The sequence below is a fragment of the Flaviflexus equikiangi genome (genome assembly GCF_014069875.1).
Lineage (GTDB): Bacteria > Actinomycetota > Actinomycetes > Actinomycetales > Actinomycetaceae > Flaviflexus > Flaviflexus equikiangi.
In genome coordinates, this window is record NZ_CP059676.1 from 1,986,166 (window position 1) to 2,010,615 (window position 24,450).

The 24,450-nt window shown below is 64.4% G+C and carries 21 protein-coding genes; 7 read left to right on the plus strand and 14 right to left on the minus strand.

What is annotated here, in order from left to right:
• Positions 1–6: 6 nt before the first annotated feature.
• The 7 genes from H2O75_RS09160 to H2O75_RS09190 form a co-directional block, all read right to left on the minus strand.
• Positions 7–708, minus strand: coding sequence for an L-ribulose-5-phosphate 4-epimerase (locus H2O75_RS09160; RefSeq protein WP_182171180.1), 702 nt, complete (start codon positions 706–708; stop codon positions 7–9).
• Complete coding sequence (locus tag H2O75_RS09165; RefSeq protein WP_182171183.1) at positions 705–2,375, minus strand: ribulokinase; 1,671 nt, start codon at positions 2,373–2,375, stop codon at positions 705–707. Before H2O75_RS09165 ends, H2O75_RS09160 begins: the two co-directional genes overlap by 4 nt.
• A 30-nt stretch (positions 2,376–2,405) precedes the next feature.
• Positions 2,406–3,773, minus strand: coding sequence for a sn-glycerol-1-phosphate dehydrogenase (locus H2O75_RS09170; protein ID WP_182171186.1), 1,368 nt, complete (start codon positions 3,771–3,773; stop codon positions 2,406–2,408).
• Between the two features lie 75 nt (positions 3,774–3,848).
• Positions 3,849–4,610, minus strand: coding sequence for a DeoR/GlpR family DNA-binding transcription regulator (locus H2O75_RS09175; protein ID WP_182171189.1), 762 nt, complete (start codon positions 4,608–4,610; stop codon positions 3,849–3,851).
• Positions 4,611–4,648: 38 nt separating this feature from the next.
• The gene (locus H2O75_RS09180) at positions 4,649–6,193 is read right to left on the minus strand and encodes an FGGY-family carbohydrate kinase (protein ID WP_182175146.1); all 1,545 of its coding nucleotides are present in this window, start codon (positions 6,191–6,193) and stop codon (positions 4,649–4,651) included.
• A gap of 67 nt (positions 6,194–6,260) precedes the next feature.
• The gene (locus tag H2O75_RS09185) at positions 6,261–7,109 is read right to left on the minus strand and encodes an HAD-IIA family hydrolase (protein ID WP_182171193.1); all 849 of its coding nucleotides are present in this window, start codon (positions 7,107–7,109) and stop codon (positions 6,261–6,263) included.
• Between the two features lie 37 nt (positions 7,110–7,146).
• The gene (locus tag H2O75_RS09190) at positions 7,147–8,172 is read right to left on the minus strand and encodes a DUF7973 family transport facilitator (RefSeq protein WP_182171196.1); all 1,026 of its coding nucleotides are present in this window, start codon (positions 8,170–8,172) and stop codon (positions 7,147–7,149) included.
• A gap of 572 nt (positions 8,173–8,744) precedes the next feature.
• On the opposite strand from H2O75_RS09190, the gene H2O75_RS09195 reads away from it, so the two are divergent.
• Genes H2O75_RS09195 through H2O75_RS09205 form a run of 3 tightly spaced genes read left to right on the plus strand, consistent with a single transcriptional unit; the run spans position 8,745 to position 11,094 of the window.
• Entirely contained in the window at positions 8,745–9,596 is an 852-nt protein-coding gene (locus H2O75_RS09195) for an HAD-IIB family hydrolase (protein WP_182171199.1), read from the plus strand.
• A complete protein-coding gene (locus H2O75_RS09200; RefSeq protein WP_182171202.1) occupies positions 9,586–10,425 on the plus strand; it encodes an SMP-30/gluconolactonase/LRE family protein in 840 nt (279 codons plus the stop codon). Before H2O75_RS09195 ends, H2O75_RS09200 begins: the two co-directional genes overlap by 11 nt.
• 18 nt (positions 10,426–10,443) lie before the next feature.
• The gene (locus H2O75_RS09205; RefSeq protein WP_182171205.1) at positions 10,444–11,094 is read left to right on the plus strand and encodes an ATP-binding protein; all 651 of its coding nucleotides are present in this window, start codon (positions 10,444–10,446) and stop codon (positions 11,092–11,094) included.
• Between the two features lie 45 nt (positions 11,095–11,139).
• Here the strand turns inward: H2O75_RS09205 and H2O75_RS09210 are convergent, their stop codons facing one another.
• The gene (locus tag H2O75_RS09210) at positions 11,140–12,180 is read right to left on the minus strand and encodes a zinc-binding dehydrogenase (RefSeq protein WP_182171208.1); all 1,041 of its coding nucleotides are present in this window, start codon (positions 12,178–12,180) and stop codon (positions 11,140–11,142) included.
• A gap of 147 nt (positions 12,181–12,327) precedes the next feature.
• On the opposite strand from H2O75_RS09210, the gene H2O75_RS09215 reads away from it, so the two are divergent.
• Positions 12,328–14,196, plus strand: coding sequence for a potassium transporter Kup (locus H2O75_RS09215; protein WP_182171212.1), 1,869 nt, complete (start codon positions 12,328–12,330; stop codon positions 14,194–14,196).
• Between the two features lie 62 nt (positions 14,197–14,258).
• Here H2O75_RS09215 and lysS read toward each other — a convergent pair whose 3' ends face one another.
• The gene (lysS, locus tag H2O75_RS09220; protein ID WP_182175149.1) at positions 14,259–15,734 is read right to left on the minus strand and encodes a lysine--tRNA ligase; all 1,476 of its coding nucleotides are present in this window, start codon (positions 15,732–15,734) and stop codon (positions 14,259–14,261) included.
• Positions 15,735–16,057: 323 nt separating this feature from the next.
• Here lysS and glpA point away from each other — a divergent pair, with 323 nt between their 5' ends.
• The 3 genes from glpA to H2O75_RS09235 are packed head-to-tail and all read left to right on the plus strand — an operon-like array spanning position 16,058 to position 20,168.
• Positions 16,058–17,632 (plus strand): anaerobic glycerol-3-phosphate dehydrogenase subunit GlpA, encoded by a 1,575-nt coding sequence (gene glpA / locus H2O75_RS09225; RefSeq protein ID WP_182171215.1) that lies wholly within the window; start codon positions 16,058–16,060, stop codon positions 17,630–17,632.
• Positions 17,629–18,876, plus strand: coding sequence for a glycerol-3-phosphate dehydrogenase subunit GlpB (gene glpB, locus H2O75_RS09230; RefSeq protein ID WP_182171219.1), 1,248 nt, complete (start codon positions 17,629–17,631; stop codon positions 18,874–18,876). Before glpA ends, glpB begins: the two co-directional genes overlap by 4 nt.
• Complete coding sequence (locus tag H2O75_RS09235; protein ID WP_182171222.1) at positions 18,876–20,168, plus strand: anaerobic glycerol-3-phosphate dehydrogenase subunit C; 1,293 nt, start codon at positions 18,876–18,878, stop codon at positions 20,166–20,168. Before glpB ends, H2O75_RS09235 begins: the two co-directional genes overlap by 1 nt.
• Positions 20,169–20,222: 54 nt before the next feature.
• Here the strand turns inward: H2O75_RS09235 and panD are convergent, their stop codons facing one another.
• The 5 genes from panD to H2O75_RS09260 are packed head-to-tail and all read right to left on the minus strand — an operon-like array spanning position 20,223 to position 24,445.
• Complete coding sequence (panD, locus tag H2O75_RS09240; protein ID WP_310650318.1) at positions 20,223–20,663, minus strand: aspartate 1-decarboxylase; 441 nt, start codon at positions 20,661–20,663, stop codon at positions 20,223–20,225.
• Positions 20,656–21,489 carry a pantoate--beta-alanine ligase gene (gene panC / locus H2O75_RS09245; RefSeq protein WP_182171225.1) on the minus strand — a complete coding sequence of 278 codons (834 nt, stop codon included), beginning with the start codon at positions 21,487–21,489 and terminating at the stop codon, positions 20,656–20,658. Before panC ends, panD begins: the two co-directional genes overlap by 8 nt.
• 9 nt (positions 21,490–21,498) lie before the next feature.
• Positions 21,499–22,401 carry a Rossmann-like and DUF2520 domain-containing protein gene (locus H2O75_RS09250; protein ID WP_259365241.1) on the minus strand — a complete coding sequence of 301 codons (903 nt, stop codon included), beginning with the start codon at positions 22,399–22,401 and terminating at the stop codon, positions 21,499–21,501.
• Complete coding sequence (locus tag H2O75_RS09255) at positions 22,398–23,957, minus strand: PH domain-containing protein (RefSeq protein WP_182171231.1); 1,560 nt, start codon at positions 23,955–23,957, stop codon at positions 22,398–22,400. The genes H2O75_RS09250 and H2O75_RS09255 overlap by 4 nt, the downstream gene beginning before the upstream one ends.
• On the minus strand, positions 23,954–24,445 hold the full coding sequence (locus tag H2O75_RS09260; RefSeq protein ID WP_182171235.1) for a PH domain-containing protein: 492 nt from the start codon (positions 24,443–24,445) through the stop codon (positions 23,954–23,956). Before H2O75_RS09260 ends, H2O75_RS09255 begins: the two co-directional genes overlap by 4 nt.
• Positions 24,446–24,450: the final 5 nt, after the last annotated feature.

The window sequence follows — 24,450 nt, forward strand, 5'->3', positions numbered from 1 at the left end:
CCTTCGTTACTGTTTCTGTCCGTAGACGTTCTGGTACCGGTCGTAGAGGGCGTCGATGTGCTCCTCCGCAATCGGAACAACATCTCCCAACGCCTGGGCTGCCGCGACAGTTCTCGCGACCTCTTCGACCATGACGGCGGCCTTGACGGCCGCGACAGAATCCCGGCCGATCGTGAACGGACCGTGGTTCGCCATGAGGACCGCGGGTGACCGCGATTCCTTGAGGGTCTCCACGATTCCGCGGCCGATCGAATCGTCTCCGATGATCGCGAACGGTCCGACGGGCACTTCGCCGCCGAACTCATCCCCCATCATCGTCAACACGCACGGGATCGGCTTGTGAACGGCGGCGAAGGCGGTGGCGTAGGTGGAGTGCGTGTGCACCACCCCGCCCACCTCCGGCATGTGACGGTAGACGTAGGCGTGTGCCGCCGTGTCGGAGGAGGGGGACAGGTGGTCCGGCGTGCCGTCCACGATCTTCTCCCCATCCAGCGTGCACACGACCATGACGTCCGCGCTCAGTTCGTCGTAGCGCACCCCGGAGGGTTTGATGACGAACAGGTCCGCGCCGGGAACGCGCTCAGACACGTTCCCGGCCGTCCACACGACGAGATTGTTGGCGGGAAGCTCCGCGTGGAGCTTCGCAACCTTCTCCCTCGTTGCCGCGACAGCGTCCTGAATATCCTGCGATAGTTCAGCGAGAATCATTTCGAGCTCTCGAACGCCTTCGCCTTGATGTCCTTGAGCCTGTACATCGGCGAGTTCTCGTTGCGGCCGAACTGGTCGTGCAGCTCGAGGTAGATCTCGTACAGCGCGTCGTACTTGGCGGCACGATCCTCGTTCGGGACGTAGGCGTGCTTGCGGACGTTCGCCATGGCCTCGGCGGCCTGGAAGACATCCTCGTACACGCCGGCAGCGACGGCCGCGAACACGGCGGAGCCGAGCGCACCCGTCTGCTCTGCCTCGGACACGGAGATGGGGCGGCGCGTGATGTCAGACATGAGCTGCATGTAGAAAGCGTTCTTCAGCAGTCCGCCGGCGGCGACGATCTCTTCAACCTCGACGCCATGCTTCTCGAAGTTCTCGATGATGACACGGGCACCGAAAGCGGTTGCCTCGAGCAGCGCACGGTAGGTCTCCTCCGGCGTCGTCGTCAGCGTCTGGCCGATGATGAGGCCGGACAGACGAGCATCGGCCAGGATCGACCGGTTGCCGTTGTGCCAGTCCAGGGCCACGAGACCGTGCTCGCCGACTTCCTGGTCAGCGGCCTTCGCGACGAGATAGTCGTGCAGCGAGACGCCCTTGCGGGCTGCCTTCTGCGCGTACTCGGCGGGAACGCACGTATCGGTGAACCAGCCGAAGATATCGCCGACGGCCGTCTGGCCGCCCTCGAAGCCCCAGTAGCCGTCCACTGCACCGCCGTCGACGATGCCGAACGTGCCGGGGACCTCTTTGAAGTCTTCGCCGTTGATGACGTAGCAGGAGGACGTTCCGAGGATCGCGGTGAGCTGTCCCGGGCGAACAGCGTTCGCACCGGCGACGACGACGTGGGCGTCGATGTTGCCGGAGGAGACGGCGGTGCCGGGCTTGAGGCCGGTCAGTTCTGCCATCTCGTCCGTCAGGCCGCCGACCTTCGCGCCGAGCGGCAGGATCGGGCCCGCCATCTTCGTCTCGAACACGTCTCCGAAGCCGGGGGCAACCGACTCCAGGTAGTCCTTCGACGGGTATTCGCCATCCTGGTACATGCGCTTGTAGCCCGAGTCACCGGCGGAGTAGGCGCGCACGCCCGTCAGCTTCCATGTCGCCCAGTCGAGCAGGTTGACGATGTAGTCGGTCTGCTCGTAGACCTCGGGAGCCTTCTCGAAGACTTCGAGGGCCTTGGGCAGGAGCAGTTCGGAGGACAGGACGCCGCCGTAGCGCGCAAGCCAGGATTCGTTGCGATCCTGGGCGGCCTTGACGAGGCGGTCCGCCTGATCCTGGGCGCCGTGATGCTTCCACAGCTTGATGTAGGCGTGGGGGTTGTTCTTGAACTCGTCGCGCTCGCACAGGGCGTTGCCCTCGGCGTCGGTGAAGAACACGGTGGCGGACGTGGCGTCGATGCCGATGCCGACGATATCGGCGGGATCCACGCCAGCGTCCTTGACGGCGTTCGGCACGGCCGTGCCGAGAACCTCAATGTAGTCAGCCGGGACCTGGAGTGCGAACTCCGGGGGAAGCTTCTGACCATCGCCAGCATCCAGCGTCCTGTCCATGACAGCGTGACGGTATTCGGTGACGGCGGTGCCGAGCTGTTCGCCGTCAGAGGCGCGTACGACGACGGCGCGGCCCGAGAGCGTGCCGAAGTCGATTCCGACGAGGTATTTGTCTTCAGACATGAAATTTTCTCCTAGGGATGATGGGGTTGATCAGGCGTCGGGATGTGGGTGCTGGCCCCAGAATCCGTCGGGCGAGAAGAGGGTGTCGACGACCTCGTCGAGGATGCCGAGATCGGTGAGGATATCGAGGACCGTGTAGCGGGGGCGAATCATCTGAGCCTTGAAATGGGTCTGCCTGAAGCGGTCCATGTCGATCTTGATGAGTTCGGGATGGTAGGGGGCACCGGCAGCCTTGAGCATGTCCATCGCCTCCTGTGCGGTGACGAGCTGCTCGCGGCACCGCTCCTGGATGACGGGCCACTTCTCCTTGAGGAGTTCGATGCGGGCGACGAGCTCATCGCCCGCCATGCGCTTGCCGACGGAGTGCTTGACGGACTCGTCCTGGATGTTCTCGTTGAGGGTCGCGCGAACATTCGCTTCGATCTCCTCGGCGGACTTCACCGCGGCGAGAGCCTTCTCCACATCGAAGTCCTCGACGTCCATACCCAGGAACACTTCCCAGATCGCACACGAGGCGATGGTGCCGACGCCGACCTTGAAGCCGTGGCTGAGGGGCGGTTCCCAGTCGAGGCCATGCCCTTCCATCTCCCACGTGTGGGAGAACTGGTGGCCTGCGCCGGAGGCGGGACGGGACGACTTGTGCGCCTGCATCGCCAGACCGGACATGATCTGTCCTTCGCCGAGCTTGGCGATAGCGTCCTCCTCCGCGTTCGCCACGGCGACGGGATCGGAGAGGGAGTCGCGGAGCGGGCCCTGGACGAGGCTCCACACGTAGTCGTCGATCTCTTCGATGCCGAGCTCGTGGGCGAGGATCCAGTCCGCACCGGCCGGGATCTTCTCGATGAGATCGCCATACCCGGTCGCGGTGAGGCGTGCCGGTGCGTTGACCATCGTGTCGACGTCGGCGATGAGGCCGACGGGGGCGGGGCAGTTGCGGGTGATCTTGAAGCCGTCCTTCGCGATCGATGCGCCGAAGGCGGCGAAGCCGTCGACCGACGCTGCGGTGCACACGTTCATGTACGGGCGGTCGAGCTCACCGGACGCGAGCTTGGCGATGTCGTTGAGTGTGCCGGCGCCGAGGGAGACGACGACGGTGTTCTCGTAGGGGCGCAGCGCTTCGCGGAGGATCTCCACATTCTCGTAGCCCGCGTAGAGGGTGGGCGTGCCCGGGAAGATGTAGGGGTCGTCGGCGAACTCGATGCCGGATTCCTTGAGCGAGGCGACAACATCTTCGCCGACAGCGGCGTACGTGTTCTCGTCTGCGACGACGAGGACTTTCGCTCCGGGGAACTGCTCCGCAAACATCGGCCCAGCATCCCGGTTCACGTCCTTGCCGAATGAGATGGCTTTCGTCTCGTCCGCTGTCTCCAGCGCCTTGGCGATAAGTGAGTTAGACATAATCGATTCCTCTCCTGCTACCTGCAGTAGCACGGGACGAGATCGCCCCGTTTGTGTGGCTTGCGCGGTCAGAAATTACGCGACGATAACGTGCGTCTCCTCCTTCAACTGGGCCACAACACTGTCGGGCGTCGAGTCGTCGATGATGACGCAGTCGAAGTCGGACACGGTGGCCATCTTATGAAGAGACGTTCTGGTGAACTTCGAAGCGGTCGCGACAAGGACGGAGAATTCTGCCTGGGACAGGGCGAGAGCCTTGAAGGACGCCACTTCGGCGAAGGGATGATAGACGGCCCCGTTCTGGACCGCTGCGGCTCCGAGGACGACCGCGGACGGGCGGAGGTTGCGGAGCTCTGAGGTGGCCGTGGGGCCGAAGAAGGCGTCGAGCTGGTTGTTGTAGACGCCGCCAAGAGAAATGAGTTTGCCAACGGGACGTTGGGAGAGTGCCCGCGACATTGCGAGCGAGTTCGTGATGTAAGTCTTCTGCTGCGACTCGTCGAGATAATCGACAACCCCGAGGGCCGTCGACGAATCGTCGAGGAAGATCGTCGAATAGTCGACGAGAGCGAGCGCCGTGGCGCGCGCTATCGCCTCTTTGGCCGACACTTCCTGCATGAGCCGGAACGACATCGGCGTCTCGGAGATCGAGTGGGCCACTGCCGAGACCTCGCCACGGGAGCGGCGCACTAAGCGCTTCGCTTCCAATGTGGCGAGATCCCGGTACAGCGTCATCGGGGATACGTCGAAGAGTTCGATCAGCTCATCGGTCCGGATGGCGCCGCGGGCGTAGATCAGCTGTGCAAGATCATCCTGCCGCTGCTGCTTTGATACGCTCACCGCTACCCTCCGTCCAGCCGTCGACTCGTCGACGTCGATCAGTTGTTGCGCATGTTGTCGACGTAGTCGACCGTGGCGTGGATGTGATCCTGGACGAGCGGGTACTGAGCGACGTACTGGTCAGCGAAGAACTTGTATTCCTCGTGCTTCGCCATGTCCGGCTCGATGTGCTCGCGCTCGTGCACCATGTTGTCGGCCGCGTCCTGCACCGAGTCGTAGAGGCCAGCGCCGGCCGCTGCGAGGATGCACGAGCCGAGGGTCACGGCGTCGCCGACCTCGGTGAGCGTGATCGGGATACCGGTGACATCGGCGTGCATCTGCGTCCAGCCGCGCGACTTGGTGGCGCCGCCACAGGCCACGAACTGCTTGACCTCGAAGCCCGCCTCGGCAAGCTTGCGCATGTTGGCTTCCACGCCGTAGCAGACGGCTTCCTGGATCGCCTTGTACATGTGCTCGCGCGTGTGGGACAGGGACAGGCCGGTGATGACACCGCGGGCCTTCGAATCGGAGTACGGGGTGCGGTTGCCCTGGAAGTACTCGTTGATGATGAGACCATCGCAGCCGATCGGGATGTTGGCCGAACGCTGGTTCATGATGTCGTACGTGTTGAGACCCGTCGACTGTGCGGCGGCCTCGATGTCGGGGCAGAAGTTGTCCTTGAACCACTTGAGCACCGAACCGGAGGACACGAGCGACGTCTCGACCGTGTACTGGCCGGGAACGACACCGTCGGTGTAGCCGCCGAAGAAGCCCGGACCGGATACGGGATCCGGAGCCTGGCCGGACATGACGTGGGACGAGCCCGTCACGAGGGACATCTTGCCCGGACGCAGCACGTTGAGGCCGATCTGGCCGTGCCAGGCGTCGCCGCCGCCCTGGGCAACGGGGGTGCCCGGGATCAGACCGAGCTGCTCGGCAGCGCGGTTGGCAAGTCCGCCCACGGGCACGCCGAGGTCGTTGACCTGGGTGGGGAGCTTGTCGAAGATGTCGCCGGCGCCGGCCTCTTCGTAGAGGTCGACCGGCCATCCGCCGTTGTCGCGATCGTAGTAGGCGCGGTGTGCGGCCGTGTTGATGTTGAGCGTCCACTCACCGGTCAGCTGGTAGGTCAGCCAGTCGGGAGCGTCGACGATACGGTAGGCGTTCTTGTAGGTCTCCGGCTCGTTCTCGCGCAGCCAGGCGGCCTTGAAGGGGAACCACTCTGCCGTGGGGGGAAGTGTGCCGTTGCCGGTGTAGCGGCGTGCAGGCGACTTCGTGTCGATGACACGGGCGGCCTGGTCGGTGGCGCGGACATCCATCCACATGATTGCGGGACGAAGCGCTTCACCGGTCTCGTCGAGGGCCACGACGGTCATCGTCGTCGCGTCGTAGGAGATGCCGGCGATCTGGTGCGGCTGGAGGCCAGCGCGCTCCATGACGCGGTGCGCGGATGCGACGAGAGCACCCCACCAGTCGATGGGTGACTGCTCGGCCCAGCCCGGTGCGGGGTGGGTCGTCTTGTAGGTGGTCGCGGCGAACGCGACCGGGGAACCAACAAGATCAAAGATACCGACGCGACACGACTCCGTGCCGAAGTCGATGCCCATGACGTAGGGGCCGCCAGTGAGCGAGTTCTTGTTTTCAAATGTTGACACAGTGATCTCCGCCTAGGAATTAAATATCTGAATCGGACCAGCCCCAGTCGGAGCGGATGCTCTCTGGGATCAGGTGATCGACGCGGTTAAGAACGTACGTGGGCTGGTGACTCGCGTCGAGGGCTTTGGCCTCGTCAAGGGTCGAGTCGCCGGTCAGGACAAGTGTGGAGGCCATGCCGGTGTTGATGGCCATGCCGATGTCGGTGGCCAAGCGGTCGCCGACCATCATGCAGTTCGCGGGGTCGACATCGAGGTCGCCCAGTGCCGCCTCCAGCATCGTGCCCTCCGGTTTGCCCATGTTTGCCCTGAGCTTCGTGCCTGTCGTCGCTTCGATTGCGGCGACGATGCCCGCAGCATCGGGTTCCCCTCTTCCCCCGGGGAACGGGCAGAACTTATCCGGATTCGTGGTGATGAGGAATGCTCGCTTGTGGTACCAGATCGCGTCGAAGGCGATCTGGAGCTTGCGATAGTCAAAAGTTCGATCGTAGGAAGCGATGACGATGTCGATCTCTTCCGGGTTGTCGCTCATGCGGATGCCGGCCGCGGCCAGCGCCTTCTTGAGCGGCTCTTCTGAGATGGGGAACACCGTGGCGTCCGGGTGGTACTTCTTGAGCCACCGGGTGGTAGTGACGACGGTGTTGGCAATCTCAGAGATAGGCGTGGGGAGTCCGAGCATGTCGAGCTTCTGTGCGTACTGCTCGGGATCCTTGGTGGGGTTGTTCGAGAGGTAGCGAACCGGCTTGCCCAAGGAATGCAATCCTTCGATGAGTCTCTTTGCTCCGGGGAGCAGGTGATCACCGAGGTAGATCGTTCCGTCCATATCAAAGACATATGCGTCAAAAAGTCTGTCCGGCGAGTTGAAGATCATTGTGGATTGCATTCCTTGGGTAGTCGGTCAATGTCGCTTAAGCGAGGATCGAGGTCATTGCGAAGAGGACGGTTGTGCCGATCCAGATCGCGAACGCCGGGGGGTCGATGTGGGTGTCGCCGTTGGAGTTCGTCGCACGCGCCAGGGCTTCGCCGAGGAGGCCGCCGAGTGCACCGACGATGCCGCCGATAACGACCGCGACAACGATCATGCTGTTGTCTGCCCACTCGGCGATGTCAGACGAGCCGACGAGGATCGGAGCGAACTTGAGGGCTGCGATCGAGGCGAGGATCGTCATGTGGTGCGTGACCGGGGTCTTCATGCCGAGCGACAGGAAGATGAGGGTGACGGCGGAGATGGCCCAGCCGATGAGCTGCGCGTATCCGACGATTCCGTAGTCTCCCGTGTTGGTGACGTAGAAGACGACGATCATGATCGTCGCGAAAGCGGACATGAGGCCGGAGGTGAAGCCGTGCATCGCGGTGATGCCCCAGCCTTCCTGGTGCTCGACCCAGTGCTTGCCTTCTCCAACTTCGAGGAGCTTGTGGTCGCGAGTGGAGAACAGGCCGGTGGTGCCGAACATGAAGCGGACTGCGATCGAGATGATGATGATCGTCAGGGCGACCGTGTCGGTCCAGCCGACGGTCTCGACGCCGTACTGGAGGGCGGGGTCGTTGACCGTGAACGCGGGGACCATGGCCAGAACGTTGTTCAGGAGGTAGCCGAGCATGCCGAAGACGCCGCCGACGGCGAGAACGTCAACGCGCGAAATGCCAGCAAGCGGGGTGACGATGTCACGGCCGTTTGCACCGCCCGCCATCACACCCTTCTTCGCCGCGTAGGCGGCCGCTGCTGCACCACCGAGGAAGGCGATGTGCGGGCCGAAGACGGGGCCGAAGACGACGGAGCCCATGAAGGCACCCGTGTCGATTCCGCCGAGGTAGCCGCCGAGGCCGATGAGGTAGAGAAGACCGGTAAAGATAAAGGCGGTCTGGCCGCCGATTGCTGCGCCGAAGGCGCCGCCGCCGAAGGAGGCGACGAGCCATAAGAGATCAAATTCCACGTTGAAATCCTCTTGTTAGTTTGTGGGCCTGAGTACGCCGCGCATCCCTGACAGGGGGATGCCGTGCCGTCCGCCGTCCTTGGCGGGGAGGTCGTGCGACGCTGATTGATAGGCGGGAGAACATCGTTCACCCAACCCTGTTATATGACGGCGACCATGTTTTTCGACCAAGGCTCTCCGTAGAGGCCCCGCCGACGAATCACGATATCCGGAGAGACAAAGGGACTCGAGCATCGCCTGCGCGCTGTCCGCAGCCCCTTTGCGGGTGCTAAGAACACCGGGGACGCTCACGCCGAGCATCGAGCAGACTGTCTTGTCGAGAGCGGTATCGCTGCAGATGTTCAAGGTGGACCTCCCGTCTTGACGCCATTGCCAACTCAAGAACCGAAACACCGATGTGTCGGCTCGCCATCACATAGACATTAACAGTCTGCGTGTTAATTTCCCCATCGGCTCCGTTGAAGTGCACCTATTCCCGCACGGACGAACGTCCCGTGAGATGCGTTTCAGCCAGGGTGTGGGATGCGCCGACTATTCCTCACCCGTTCGGCAAAACCCTCTAAGGTTGTGGTGTGACGACGACAGCGACCCCAGTACTCGACTACTCAAATCTCCCTTGGCCTCAGGACCAGCCCGAACACTTCGTCTTCGACGTCGACGGCACGCTGACGGACCACCACTCCGTCACCCATCCGCCGACGTTGCATGCTCTGCGGGCCGCTCGGGATGCTGGCTATCCCATCACCGTGGCAACGGGACGCCTGTTCCACGCGGGCGCCCGCCTCCTCGAGCGCGCCGGTGTCGAGGGATGGGTTGTCGCCAACTGCGGCAGCGTCGTCTGGAACGGATCCGAGGTCGTCGAGGAGTACACGATCCCCGTCGAGACGGTCGAGTCCTTCATCGAGCTCGGCAGGTCGCTGGGAATGATTCCTGCCGTCTACTACGTCGATGACATCTATACCGATCCTGTCGACACGGTCGACCTGCCGGTCGCGACGCTCAACGCGAACGAGGGCCGCCCGATCCGTGTGGCAGACCTCGACTCGCTCGACCTCGAGCACGTGACAAAGGTCCAGTTCGGCGCCGACATTCCCGTTATCGAGAAGTATCAGCCGCTCATCGCGGAACAGTTCCCCGGCGTGGTTCGCGGCCATCCCTACTTCCTTGAACTGCCTCCCACCGGCATCACCAAGTGGGAGGGCATCGAAACCGCGCTCTCCCATCAGGGCCTGTCGGCGGACCGCGGCCTCGGGGCCGGCGATTCCGGCAATGACACGCCGTGGCTGCCGAAGATGGGGATCTCTATCGCAGCCCCCGATTCCCCCGTGGAGGTCAAGAACGTCGTCGATGCTGTCCTCCCTCCCGTCGAGTTCCCGGTCGCCACTCTCATCAACGCCATCCTGAGGAGGAACGATGAAGGCTGAACAGATCACCGATCCCGTCGCATATCACGGCGAGGGGCCCTGCTGGCACGAATCCTGGGGTGGTATCCGCTGGGTCGACATGCTGGCAGGGGACCTCCTGACACTGACCCCCCAGGGCGACGTCGACCGCCTGCACGTGGGCGAGATCGCGGCCTTTGTCCGTCCCCGCTCCCGCGGAGGCTATGTCGTCGGCCTGGAGAACACAATCGGTCTCGCTACGTCGGCATTCTCGGACCCCGAGCCGGAGCCGCACTTCTGGGACGACCACAATCTCCGCTTCAACGAGGGCGGGTGCGATCCCCTCGGCAACCTCTATTGCGGTTCGATGGCGTACGACCGCACGGAGGGAGCCGCCTCCCTCTACCGGGTCACCCCGAGCGGGGAACGCACGGTCGTCTTGAGGAACGTGTCCACGTCGAACGGGATCGCTTTCACCGCGGACGGCACTCGCGCCTACTACAACGATACGAAGCTGCGCCGCACCGACGTCTTCGACGTCGTCGATGGGGAACTCGCCAACCGGAGGCCTTTCGCGGACTCTGACGGGGCAAGCCCCGACGGGCTGACCGTCGATTCGGCGGGCAACGTGTGGGTTGCGATGAACCGGCACGGAAAGGTGCGCCTCTACTCTCCCGAGGCGGAGATCCTCGAGGAGGTTCTCCTGCCCGTGCAGCTCGTCACTGCCTGCACGCTCGGCGGCCCCGACTATCGCACCCTGTTCGTGACGACGTCCCGCGAAAACCTGGAGGATCCCGAGCCTGAGGCGGGAGCCCTGTTCGCTGTGACGGTCGACGTACCGGGTCTGCCTATTGCCGAGTATGGCGGGTAACGGACTATCGTTGATCCCGTGACGACGAATCTCGCTGGAGACGGCGGCCTTTTTGAACTTCCCCCCGAGGAGCGCAAACCTCACGCTCGGGTCATTCTCGTGACCGGTCCGTCCGGCTCGGGGAAGACGCGGTTCACGAACCGCACCGGACTGCCCGTCGTATCTCTCGACGACTTCTATTTCGATGACACCCATCCCGGCCTGCCGCGCAAGCACGGGATCATCGACTGGGATTCGGCAGAGTGCTGGAACAAGGAGGGCGCGTTCAATGCCCTTGTCGAGCTCGCGACAACCGGGGAATCCCTGCTGCCCGTCTACGACATCCCCTCGAACTCGAAGGTTGCCGAACGCAAGCTCGATCTGCAGGGATCCCAACTGTTTCTCGCGGAGGGCATCTTCGCCGCAGAGCTCGTCACCCTCTGCAAGCGCGAGGGAATCCTGGCCGATGCTCTCTGCATCTCCCGCCCCCGCCTCCAAACCTTCTGGTTCCGGCTCATGAGGGATTTGGATGAGGGCCGCAAGTCCACGCCGACGCTTCTGCGCCGGGGAATCTCCCACGCCATTCACGAGCCGGAGATGTATCGCAAGCTCGAGCGGAAGGGAGCCCGGCGCGTCAGCATCGTCGAGGCGCACGAATCGCTCACGCAGATGCTGGCGAAACAGCGCTAGACCATTATCTTTGAGGGGCCGGTCCACCGGCCCCTCACTCGTCTGCTAGGACGGGACGACGGCTGTTTTGATGCCCTTGCCTGCGCTCGCGTGCTCGATCGCGGCGGCCGTGTCCTCCAGGGCGAACGTGTCGGTGAGCAGGGCTCCCACGTTGATCGTGCCATCGCCGATGAGCTGGACGGCGCGGCGGTAGTTGTTGCGCCCCATGTTCGAGCCGCCGGTGACGGTGAGCTCGTTGTAGTGGATGAGGTTCGGGTCGATGCTTGCCATCTCCCCCTTGGGGAACCCCGCGAAGGCGTTGACGCGCCCGCCGTTGCGGACGGACATGAGGGCCGTCTGGAACAGGTCGAGGGCTCCGATGCATTGCACGGCGACGTCCACCCCCAGTCCCCCGGTCATATCCTTCACGTACGTGGGCACGTCGATATCGCCTGTCAGTGCCGTGTGGGTGGCGCCCGCCTGCCTGGCGGTCTCGAGCCGTTCGGCCGACCTGTTGACGACGATGATCTGGGACGCTCCCATCTGCTTCGCCACCATCGTGTGCAGCAGTCCGATCGGACCGGCGCCGATGATCAAGACCGAGTCGCCGATCGTGACCCCGTAGTTGTCGACTCCGTTGAGGACGCAGCCGAGGGGTTCCGCGAGCGCGATCTCTGCCGGATTCGCGTCCGGGTCTGCGACGACGATGGCGCCGCGTTCGATCGCTTCAGCGCTGACGTGGACGTATTCGGCGAGACCGCCGTCGATCCAGTAGCCGAAGAGCTTGGCGTCGACACACACGTGTTCGAGGTGGTTGAGGCAGTAGTGGCAGCGCAGGCAGGGCACGGTCGGCATGACGCCGACGAGGTCGCCTTCGCGGTATCCGACGACGCCCGCACCGACTTCGTGGACGTATCCGGAGAACTCGTGGCCCATGATCACTCCGGGACGGACTCCCGCGGTCTTCTCTCCGCGCAGGATGCGGCCGTCGGTGCCGCACACGGTGTTGGCTCCGACTTTGAGGACGAGTTCTCCCGGCCCTGCGGTGGGTGTGGGGACGTCTTGCATCTCGAGCCGCCCGGGGCCGACGAGTACTGCTGCGCGCATGTTTTCTCCTTCTCTGCTGGTGTTCTAACCGTACCCGGTTCGGCCGGGCCGGGCTGTCACCATGCATTGTTGCGGCCTGGCGCTGTGGCTGTCAGATCACATTCCCTCCGGTATACGCCGGGGGTGGGGAGGCGTATATTGCCATTCATGAAACTCCCCGTGCGGGGCGATGCGCTGCTGGCGCTCGGTGCTCTCGGTGTCGTCTTCGGCGACATCGGCACGTCTCCGCTGTATGCCATGCATGCCATCCTGTCCCACGACATCATCCCCCGAACCCCGGAGGCCATCACCGGCATCATCTCCCTCGTGTTCTGGGCCCTCATCACGATCGTGACCGTCAAGTACATTCTCTTCCTCCTCTCTGTCGATAACGATGGGGATGGTGGGATCATTGCGCTGTCTGCCCTGGCTGTGAAGTCTTTCGGGGTGCGCCTTGCGGGTCTCGCCACCGCCGCCGGCATTGTCGGCGCCGGCCTGTTCTATGGTGATGGCATCATCACGCCCGCGATCTCCGTCATGTCGGCGACCGAGGGTTTGACGACGATCAACCCCATTTTCGAGAAGCTCATCGTCCCCCTCTCGGTTCTGATCGTTGCCGCCCTGTTTTCGGTGCAGCGTTTCGGGACGGGCCGGGTGGGGGCCCTGTTCGGGCCGATCATGGCGGTGTGGTTCTTGACGTTGGCTGTCCTCGGCCTCCCCCACATCGCCGCTCATCCAGCCATCCTCTCTGCCCTCCTGCCGCACAACGGGATCCTCTTCATCGTCCACAACCCGACGGCGGCACTGATCGCTCTCGGGTCGATCGTCCTTGTCGTGACGGGTGCGGAGGCGCTGTACGCGGACATGGGTCATTTCGGCCCGGATCCGATCCGGTTGGCGTGGTTTGCGATTGCGCTGCCCTGCTTGACGCTGAACTATCTCGGCCAGGGGGCTCTCGTCATTGCCCGCCCGGAGATGGTGGAGAATCCGTTCTTCGCGATGGGGCCGGAGTGGTCGCGGCTCCCCCTTGTCATCCTGGCGGGTTTCGCGGCCGTCATCGCATCGCAGGCCGTGATCTCCGGGATCTTCTCGATGACGCGCCAGGCGGAGCGGCTCGGCTACATGCCTCACGTGTATGCCGTGCAGACGTCCGCGTGGGCCCGGGGGCAGATCTATCTGCCCACGATCAATCGGCTCCTGTTTATCGGCGTGGTCGGTCTCATCCTGATCTTCCAGTCCTCAAATGGTCTGGCCAATGCTTACGGGCTGGCGGTGACGTCAACCCTGATCCTCACGTCCCTTCTCTTCATGGGATACGTGCGGTTCGTTCGGGGGTGGCGGGTGTGGCAGGTCCTTCTCTTCGCGGTCTGCGTCGTCTCCATCGAGCTCGTCTTCTTCGGCTCTGGCCTGTTGAAGCTGTTCGCGGGCGGCTGGATTCCGCTGCTCGTGGCCTCGTTGACGGGAGGCCTCATGGTGATCTGGATCCGCGGCCGGCGCCTGCTCAACGCTCAATACAAGACGCTCGTCGATTCTCGCGACCATTTCCTCCGCGTTCCCGGCCTCGACATCGTGTCCGGCACCGCCGTCTATCCCCACCTCAATCACCGCACGACACCATCGGCACTGCTGGCTACCGCCCGCGCCTACCGCGCGATCCACGAGCGGATCATCGTCGTCTCGGTCGAGACGCTCCCCCAGCCCCACGTCCACGTCGATGATCGGTTCACAGTCCATACGACGTTCCGCTCCGTCTATCCGATCAGGTTCGAGGATGTGAGCGTGCGCTACGGATTCAAGGATGAGGTGGATATCCCGGCGGCCCTGGCCGAGGCAACGGTCCAGGGCCTACTGCCCCCGGTGGAGCAGCCCTGGTACATCACGAGCGAGGCTCATTTCCCGCCCCACGGCTCGGGGGCCCTGCCCGCCTGGCAGAGGGCGGCCTTTATCGCCATGTACCGAAACTCCGCCCGCCCGACGGGACGTTTCAAGCTGCCCCGCGAACGAAACATCGTCGTCGGAATCAGCGCCATGATGTAAGGAATGGCTCCCCACGATCGTGGGGAGCCATTCGATGTCTGAGGCTAGCGGCGCGTGGCGAACTAGCGGCGCTTGACGAAGGGGAACGCGATGGTCTCGCGGATGCCGAGGCCTGTCAGAGCGGTGAGAAGCCGGTCGATTCCCATTCCCATGCCGCCTGCGGGCGGGAAGCCCTGCTCCATGGCCTGGATGAAGTCCTCGTCGAGCTGCATGGCCTCCGGGTCACCATCGGCGGCCGCAAGGGACTGTGCGACGAGGCGCTCCCGCTGGATCACGGGATCGGCCAGCTCGGAGTAGGCGGTCGCCGTTTCGACGCCGCGAATGTAAAGGTCCCACTTCTCCGTCAGGCCGGGCTTCGTGCGGTGCGCCCGCGTGAGCGGGGAGGTGTCGACCGGGAAGTCCCTGAGGAAGGTTGGCGCCCACAGCTTGTCGCCGACGAGCTCCTCCCACAGGTCTTCCACGATCTTTCCCGCCACAGCATAGGGAGGGACAGAGATATCGTGCTGGTCGGCGATCTTCTCGAGGACCTCGCGCGGGATGTCGACTCTGATCTCTTCACCGAGAGCCTCCGACAGCGACGTGTACAGGTCGAGTTCCGTCCATTCCCCGCCGAGATCGTAGTCGGTGCCGTCCGCGAGCGTGACCGTCGTGCTGCCGAAAGCCGCGATCGCCGCCTTCTGGACGAGGTCGCGAGTCAGCTCCGCCATCGTGTCGTACGTGCCGTAGGCCTGGTAGGCCTCGAGCGCCGTGAACTCGGGAGAGTGCGTCGAGTCCGCACCCTCGTTGCGGAAGTTCTTGCCGATTTCGAATACCCTGTCGACGCCGCCGACGACGGCGCGCTTGAGATAGAGCTCGGTGGCGATGCGGAGGTAGAGGTCCTCGTCATAGGCGTTGATATGCGTGGTGAAGGGGCGCGCGGCCGCACCGCCGTGAATCGGCTGGAGCGTCGGCGTCTCGATCTCGACGTAGCCGCGATCGTCGAAGTTCGCGCGCAGCGACTTCATGACCTCGGAGCGGACGCGGATCATGTCGCGGGCGGCGGGCCTCATGATGAGGTCGAGGTGGCGCATGCGGACGCGGTTCTCCTCCGACAGGCCCGCTTCCTCACCGTCTTCCTTCGTGTAGGTCTTCGGGAGGGGGCGCAGTGCCTTCGCCGCCATCTGCCATTCGTGGGCGAAGATCGAAAGCTCTCCCCTCCGGGAGGTGCCCACGTGGCCGTTGATGAAGATGTGGTCGCCCAGGTCCACGTCGGCCTTGAAGCGCGCCATCGCATCCTCCCCGACGACCTTCTGGGAGAGCATGACCTGGATGCGGTTGCCGGGGCCGTCCTGGAGGGTGGCGAAGAAGAGCTTGCCGGATGTGCGAAGGAGCATGACACGCCCGGCGATGCCGACGACCGTGTCCAGTTCGGTACCGGGTTCGAGCTCGGAATATTCGTCACGCACGTGCGCGATCGTCGTCGTCACGGGAAGCTCGGCCGGGTAGGGTTCGATGCCCTCCGAGATCATCTTCATACGCTTGGCGGCACGCACCGCCATCTGTTCCGATGAGGTCGTTTCAGTCTGCTCGTTCTCAATCACCCCGCCATTCTACTCAGGCGGGGAGATAACCGACCATACTCCGCGGTGTGCGACTGCTCGCCATGTCACCACCCCCGCCGCCCATTTCCGAACCATGAATGTTGCGTTAATCGGCGTCTCGTGGCGGATTCCTGCACCTCGGTGCGCGTTATGAGGGGGTTTCATGCACGTCGGAAGAAAGGGTCCCTTTAGTCCCGAACTTTCGAAGCATCGTCGGTAACCTGGAGTGGTCACCAATGATGTTGTTCACCATTGGCACTCTTTCTTCCCAGGGAGCCCACATGAAGAAGCTAGAAACTGACGTCGTCGTGATCGGCGGCGGTGCAACAGGAGCGGGTGTCGTCCGCGATGTCGCCATGCGCGGATATCGCACGATCCTCGTCGATCGCGCCGACCTCGGGCAGGGGACGACGGGCCGCTACCACGGCCTCCTGCACTCAGGCGGACGCTATGTCGTATCCGATCCTCGATCGGCCACGGAATGTGCGGAGGAGAACGAGATCATCACCCGCATCCACGCCGATGCGGTGGAAACCACGGGGGGCCTCTTCGTCGTCGGCCCCGATGATCCGCTCGACTTCGCAGATGACTGGTTGAAGGGCGCGCAGGCCACCGGCGTGCCGCACGAGGAGATCACGGTCGCTGAAGCTCTGCGCCGCGAACCTCGACTCAACCCCAAGTCCAAGCGTGCCTTCGCCGTTCTCGACGGCACGGTGGACGGCTGGCAGATGGTGTGGGGGGCGGCGCGCTCCGCCGAAGACTACGGCGCCCAGATCCTCACCTACCACGAGGTCACGGAGGTGATCCGCGACGGCGAGAAGGTTCTCGGCGTTCGCGCCATCGATCACAAGAGCGGGGAAGAGGTCCAGATCGACTGTACGTTCGCGATCAACGCGGGCGGCCCGTGGGCCGGTCAGATCGCCGGCATGGCGCAGTGCCCGGACGTCGACGTCGTCCCCGGCCGCGGCATCATGATCGCGATGAACCACCGTCTCGTCAACCAGGTCGTCAACCGCTGCATCTACCCCTCCGATGGTGACATCCTCGTCCCCGTCCACACGGTCTGCATCATCGGCACGACGGACGTCAAGGTCGAGGATCCCGATCATCTCGCCATTCCGCGCGACGAGGTGCAGCAGATGCTCGACGCCGGTGAGGTGCTCGTCCCTGGCTTCCGCCAGGCTCGAGCATTGCACGCATGGTCGGGCGCACGCCCCCTCGTCAAGGACAGTCGCGTCTCCGCGACGGACACCCGCCACATGTCTCGCGGCATGTCGATCATCGATCACCAGTCGCGCGACGGTCTCAACGGCCTGCTCACCATCGCTGGCGGCAAGCTGACCACGTACCGTCTCATGGCGAAGAACATTGTCGACGTCATGGTGGAGCAGATGGGAGATGATCGTCCGTGCCGCACCGAGACGGAGGCCGTTCCCGGGTCGAAGACCCAGAAGAACTACCACGTCACCCACCGCTTGGAGAACGCGGAGAAGATCCTCCGCAAGGAGCAGATCGTCTGCGAATGCGAGCTCATGACTCGCGGTCAGCTCGAAGAGCTCATCCACGAACAGCCCACGGCTTCGTTCGATGACCTGCGCCGCCAGCTGCGCCTCGGCATGGGCCCCTGCCAGGGCGGCTTCTGCTCCGTCCGTGCCGCCGGCATCATGCAGGAGACCGGCAAGGCCGACGTGGAACGGGTCACGGAACTGCTCCGCAAGTTCCTCAAGAACAGGTGGATCGGCCTCTGGCCCATCCTCTACGGCGATCAGGTCCGCCAGACCGCCCTCGATAACTGGATCTTCCAGGGCACTCTCGACATGGATCACCTGCCCGAAGCCGAGGAGGCTCACGTATGAAAACCGTCGTCATCGGTGCCGGCATCGCCGGACTCGTCACCGCTATCCGCCTGCGCGAAGCAGGGCAGGACGTCACGCTCGTCACGAAGGGTCTCGGCGGGCTCCAGCTGGGCCAGGGCACTCTCGACGTGTTCGGGTACAACCCCGATCGAGTCGACAGCCCGATCGCCGAAGTGGAGAAGGTCGCCGCGGCTGACCCCGGCCACCCCTACGCGGCGATCGGTGCGGATGCTGTCCGTACCGGTGTGGAGTACATGGCCGGTCTCGTCGGGGGGCTCCTTGAGGGCTCTGTCGACGAGAACATCCTCCTCCCCACCGCGGTGGGCGCCATGCGCCCCACGTCCTACATCCAGTCCTCGATGGCGAACGGCGCCTGCACCGCCGGGAAGAAGCTCCTCATCGCCGGTCCCGAGCAGCTCAAGGACTTCTACCCGCAGCTGATCGCGGGCAACCTGGCTCGCACCGACCTGCCCGGTGGTGGCCGTGTCGAGGCACGGTCGGCTTCCTTCTCCATCCCTGCCCGCGGCACCGAGGCGGATTCCTCCGGCCTGCAGTACGCACGCGCTCTGGACCGTCCCGAGTACCGCCGCCAGTTCGCCGCCGCGATCAAGCCTCTCGTGCGGGACGGCGAGACGGTGGGGCTTCCTGCCGTGCTCGGCCTGAACGACCTGAACGCATGGCGGGATCTGCAGGACCTGATCGGCGCCCCGATCTTCGAGATCCCCCTGCCCCCGCCGGGTGTGCCCGGCATGCGACTCAACCAGCTCCTGACGGACCTGGCGAAAGAGAAGCGCGTCAAGGTCATTCTCGGTTCCCCCGTCCTCGGCGGCACCGCGGAGGACGGTCGTCTCGTGTCTGTCACGGTGGGCTCCACCGGGCACGACATGGTCGTCCGCGCTGATCACGTCGTGCTGTGTGCGGGTGGCTTCGAATCCGGGTCTCTCGAGCTGGACTCCTATGGCGTCATGAGCGAGACGATCTTCGATCTCCCGCTCGTCGGAACCGACATTCCCGAACCCACCCACGGCCAGTACTGGGGTGACCCGCAGCCGATGTTCCGTGTCGGCGTCAAGGTCGACTCTGCTATGCGGGTGCTGGACGCAGCAGGCCAGCCCGTCTACGCTAATCTGCACGCCGCTGGCGGCATCCTCGCGGGTGCGGTTCGGTGGACCGAGAAGAACGGCGAGGGCATCGCGCTCGGCTCCGCGATCGCCGCAACCGACGCAATCCTTGGAGGTATCTGATGAGCACCGATGCTCTCGCTAGCACCCACGAAAGTCCCCTACAGTTCGCCGCGGATCAGGTGGCTCGAGCATCGCTCGATCACTGCGTCAAGTGCACGATCTGCGAGACGCAGTGTCCCGTCGCCCGCGTGACGGACATGTTCCCCGGCCCGAAGTATGTCGGCCCTCAGGCGGAGCGCTACCGGCACGAGAAGTCGGTCGACAATTCGCTCGACTACTGCTCCTCGTGCGGCATCTGCACCTATGCGTGCCCGCAGGGCGTCAACATTGCCGAGCTCAACTCCCAGGCCCGTGCGGTCATGAAGGCTGAGCCGGGGAAGATGCCGCTGCGCGACAAGCTCATCACCCAGACGAACCTCATGGGTATGGCGATGACGCCCGTCGCTCCCATCGCCAACTGGGCGCTGCGCCAGAAGCCGATCCGTGTCGCCGTCGAGAAGACGGTGAAGATCCACCGTGAGGCTCCCATGCCGGTCGCGACCTCGCAGTCGTTCATGGGCTGGTGGAAGAAGCGCGAGCGGAAGACTGATGCGACGCGCGGACCGGTCGTGTTCTTCCACGGCTGTGCCGGCGGTTATTTCGAAGTCGAGACGTCGAAGCGAACGGTCGAGGTCCTCGAGCATCTCGGCTACGAGGTGATCGTTCCCAAGCAGGGTTGCTGCGGTCTCGCCCAGCAGTCGAACGGCCTGTTCGATGGTGCGACGAAGTCTGTCATCAAGCTCGCCAACCAGCTGAAGTCCGCAGGCCGCGATCTCACGATCGTGTCCTCCTCGGGTTCCTGTGCCGGCATGCTCAAGCATGAGGCGCACAAGATCATGGGCGTCGAGGATCCTGCCCTGCTCGATGTCGGCACCCGTATGAGGGAGACCGCGGAGTTCCTCAATGAACAGATCGAGGCCGGTATTCTCGATCCGTCCGCGTTCCGTCCGATCGAGGACACCGTCACCTACCATCAGCCGTGCCAGGTGAAGTCCCAGGGCATGGGCATCCCCACCATCACGCTACTCGAGTCCATTCCCGGGCTGACGGTGCGCGAATCCGGTGAGAACTGCTGCGGCATCGCAGGCACGTACGGCCTGAAGGCCGAGAAGTACGACATTGCTCAGCTTGTCGGCCAGCCGCTCTTCGACAAGATCAAGGCCTGGAGCCCCAGTCTTGCCGTGTGTGAGACGGAGACCTGCCGCTGGCAGATCCGCAAGGGTTCGGGAGCGAAGGTTGTCCACCCGGTCAACCTCATCCACCACGCCCTCGGCCTGTCGGACGATCTCTACGACCAGAACGCCAAGAACTAGCGCACAGGACATGGGGGTGGCCCGGAGCAATGCTCCGGGCCACCCCCACATCTGTCAGGCGCTGCGGTAGTCCTCGAAGGGGACGCCGCTTGACGTGAGGCCCGTACCATCCGGTACCTGGCCGGGTTCGCTGGACGTCTCGACGATCGCATTCGTGTCGTCGACGAAGACGACGCGCGGCACGTACGTGCGTGCCGTCTCGTCGTCGAGCTGGCTGTAGGCGATCAGGATGACCATGTCGCCCGTGTTGATGAGGTGGGCCGCCGCCCCGTTGATCTGGAGCTGGCCGCTGCCCCGCTTGGCGGGAATCGTGTAGGTGGTCAGACGGGCACCGTTCGTGACGTCGACGATGTCGACGGCCTCTCCGGGGAGAATGTCTGCAGCATCGAGCAGGTCCGCGTCGACCGTGACAGAGCCGACGTAGTCGAGATCTGCTCCGGTGATCGTTGCGCGATGGATCTTGCCGGTCATCATCCGGCGCATGCGATTAGCCAAAAGACACCTCCATGTTGTCGATGAGGCGGGTTGCTCCCACCCGTGCGGCGACGATCGCGAGACCGGTCCGCGCGTTCGAGGATACTCCCTGGAACGTCTCGGGGCTCACGATGGTGGCGTAGTCAACGTCCACGCCCGTCGTCCCCGCCAGCGTCTCGCCGAGCAGTCGTTCTGTCTCGGCGGGCGGCAGCCCGCCCCTGGCGGCTTCTCGTGCCGCAGTGAGCGCCTGCACGAGTGCGAGCGCGGTCGTGCGCTCCTCGGGGCTGAGATAGGTGTTGCGGGAGGAGAGCGCGAGGCCGTCACTGTCGCGGACGATGGGGACGCCGACGATGTCGATCCCCATGTCCAGATCCCTCACCATGGTTGTGATGAGGGCGAGCTGTTGGGCGTCCTTCTGCCCGAAGTAGGCGACGTCGGGGCGGACCAGGTTGAAGACTTTCGCGACGACCTGGAGCACGCCGGCGAAGTGTGTGGGCCGGGTAGCGCCCTCGAAGCGGGTCGCGACCTGCCCCGGGTCGATCCGCACGAGAGGCTCATTCTCGTACATCTCGTCGTCACTCGGTGCGAACACAATATCGACATCCCCGAGGATCTCCATGTCCTTCTCGAGCTGTCGCGGGTAGGCGTCGAAGTCCTCCCCCGGCGCGAACTGGAGCGGGTTGACGTAGATGGAGACGACGACCGTGTCGGAGTGGGCGCGGGCAGCATCGATGAGCCTGCGGTGTCCCGCGTGCAGCGCCCCCATCGTCATGACGAGGCCGATCGAGCCGTTGGCATCACGGATCCGCTGGCGCAGCTCCTGCTTAGTTGTTACGAGGTGAGTCACGAACCTAGTCTACTCGCCGGTAACTTCCCCGCCATCGGCCATCATTCGACCATCGTCACACTGGAGCGCTCGATCCATGTCCTTCGCTGTCGAGGGGGTGATGATGCGGCGGGTGACGGCACGATCGGCGGTGGCCTTCGCAATCGCCCGGTAGGTTGCGAGAATATCGGGGTGGTCCGCTAGTTCGCGGACGTGGTTCTCCACGGTGCCCGCGTCCCCGCGCACGATCGGTCCCGTCAGGAGGGACTCCCCCGAACGCAGCGCCCCATCGAGACTCGCTCCCGCCAGAGGCGCGAGAAAGGCTCCGGGATCGGGGATGCCAGCATCGTCGAGGAGCCTCATCGCCTGGGCGACGACGGTGACGAGATGGTTCCCCCCGTGGGCAAGAGCCGCATGGTAGAGGCCCCTCTTCTCGGAGGGCACCTCGACGGGAATACCATCGATTTCGGTGACGAGGGCGTGTGCGATCGGCAGGATCGTGGCGGGTCCGGAGACTGCGAAGGGGCAGTCGACGAGACGGTCGAGGTCGAGCGATGTTCCGGTGAAGGTCATGGCGGGGTGAATGGCGAGGCCGAGGGCTCCCTGCGCCGCCGCGGGGGCCAAGACCTCGGACCCCATGCTGCCCGCCGTGTGGACGAGCACGTGTCCCGGCTGCCAGGCTTTCAGCTTGGCCAGGCCCGAGACGATCCCGGCGATCTCCCTGTCCGGCACCGCCAGGATCACGAGTTCGCTGGTGCGGACGATGTCCTCGACGTCGCGATGTGGGGTCCCGGGCAGGAGCACGTCGGCGCGCTCCGCAGACTCATCGGAGGGGGCATGGACGCCGACGATCGTGTGCCCTGCACGCGCGAGAGCGGCCCCCAGGACGGCGCCGACCTTGCCGGCGGAGATGATGCCGATGCCGAGCTTCATGCCACTCCTACTCGCTGGGACCATTGTTCGATGGACTCCCGGTCGTTGACGGCGCGAGCATGCAGGCCGTGCTGCCGCTCCTCGGACAGGAAGCCCCACACCTGGTCGATGCTGAAGTTCGATGCACTCCACGTCGTATCGCCGGCCACGAGGCTGAGCTCGAACGTGCCGAGCCCCAGACGTGCCTGGACGGGACCCTGTGAGGCTTTGAGGCCCTGCCAGTGGCCGTGCAGCGCAACCGTGAGCCGTCTCGTCAGCCAACCGTCTCGGTGGGCAGCGACAGTGGACGTGAGGACGAGTCCGTTCCTGCGCCTGCGGAACGGGTCGAGAAAGCGTGCGGACGGGGGCGTGGGAGCGAAGAACCGCGACGGGCCCGTGCCCGAGAGAGCATCATCGAAGAAGCCCCCAAGGTCGTCGACGCCGACGCTCGGGATAATGGTCCACAGCAGGTCGAGAGCATCCGCACGCGTGCCGACAGGCATGATCGTGCTCCTCGTCATCGCGGAGTTGATCGAATCCTCGTCGATGACAGAGCCTGCGATGAGGATCTTCACCTTCCACCAGTCCTTCCGGCGCCACAGGAAGGGCTGTTCGAGTGTGACGGCGTGAATGCGTCTCGGCGGGATCGTCTGCGTCGTTGTCGTCGTCAGTCCCCGGCGGACACGGATGCCGTCGCGGGTGAGGAACAGCTTGAGGCCGTGATTGAGGTTGAACTGTCCCCACAGCGCGGCCACCGTGCCGCCTGCCGCGACGACGAGTCCGAAGGAGAAGCCTCCGTCGAGCCAGATCAGCGGCACGAGGACCGCGGCCAGCGCGCCCAGTGTGGTGAGGAGGATGCCGGACAGGAGGATCGACCCCACCAGCCGGCCCGTGGGAAGCTGGTAGAAGGGCTTCTCTGCCGCGTACGCATCATCCGGGTCGTAGAGGTCTCCGACGCTCTCCCCCCGGTCGACCGAGAACTCTGTTCCGGCGCGTGCCGCGCTCGCGATCGTCAGGATCTGGCTTCGCAGGGCCTGGATCTCGTTCATCTTCAACAGGCCGAGCGAGAGATTGCTGCCTGACGAGGAGGCTGAATCGATCATGATCGAGCCGAGGCCGAGGAGGCGGGGGATGATGCCCTGCTTGATCTCGACGGACTGGATCCTGTCCCACCGGACGTGACGGTGGGTTCCGGAGAAGATCCCGGACCGGTAGTGCACGCCCGAGGGCGCGAGGACGTAGGCCTGCTTGCGCCAGACAAGCCAGGACATGAGGATGACGAGGAGCGAGAGCGCGAGCGCGCCTCCCGCGACGATCAGGACCCATGTCGTCGTGATCCCCGTGATCGCCTGCCACACCTCGGAGAAGCCCTCCTCGGCGACCTGGAGGAGGATGGAGAATGCTGCGGCCGCGAGGGCCGCCCACACCTTCCACAGGGACAGCAGCGGCGTGGCCCAATGGAAACGGCTCCAGTCGCCCTCGGGGATCGTCGAGGCGACCTGCGCCATCGCCTCGTCCACTGACGAGGAATCATTCACCGGCGCGGCCTCTTCTGGCGGCATGTTCCGGTCTGTCACAGCCCCTCCATCTTCGTCGTTCCCAGCTCGGTGAGGCGGCGGCGCAGCCGATCGGCCTCTGCGCGGGGCACGCCGGGGATCTTCGCGTCCGCCGTGGCGGACGCCGTCTCCATCGTGATCGACGCGAGACCGTACCCGCGCAGGAGCGGCCCGTCTTCCACCTTCACCTCCTGCATGCGGCCGTAGGGGACGACGTCGAGCCTGCGGAACATGATCCCCCGGCACACGAGCAGTTCCTCGTCCGTCTCGTGGTAGCCCGTGTAGTAGACGGCCCGCACTTTGACGGCCGTGACGCTCAGGATCAGGACGAGCACGGCGGCAAGGGAGATGATCAGCCAGAGCAGGCTGGACCAGGCCACTGCCGCGATGATGAGGATCACCGCGACGGGCACGAACCAGAAGGCGCCGACGAGCGCGCGAACCTTCGCATGATCGGTCGATATTCGGGTGAAGGTGATTCCTGGCGCGAGCGGGGTGGCGACTGTCATGGTTC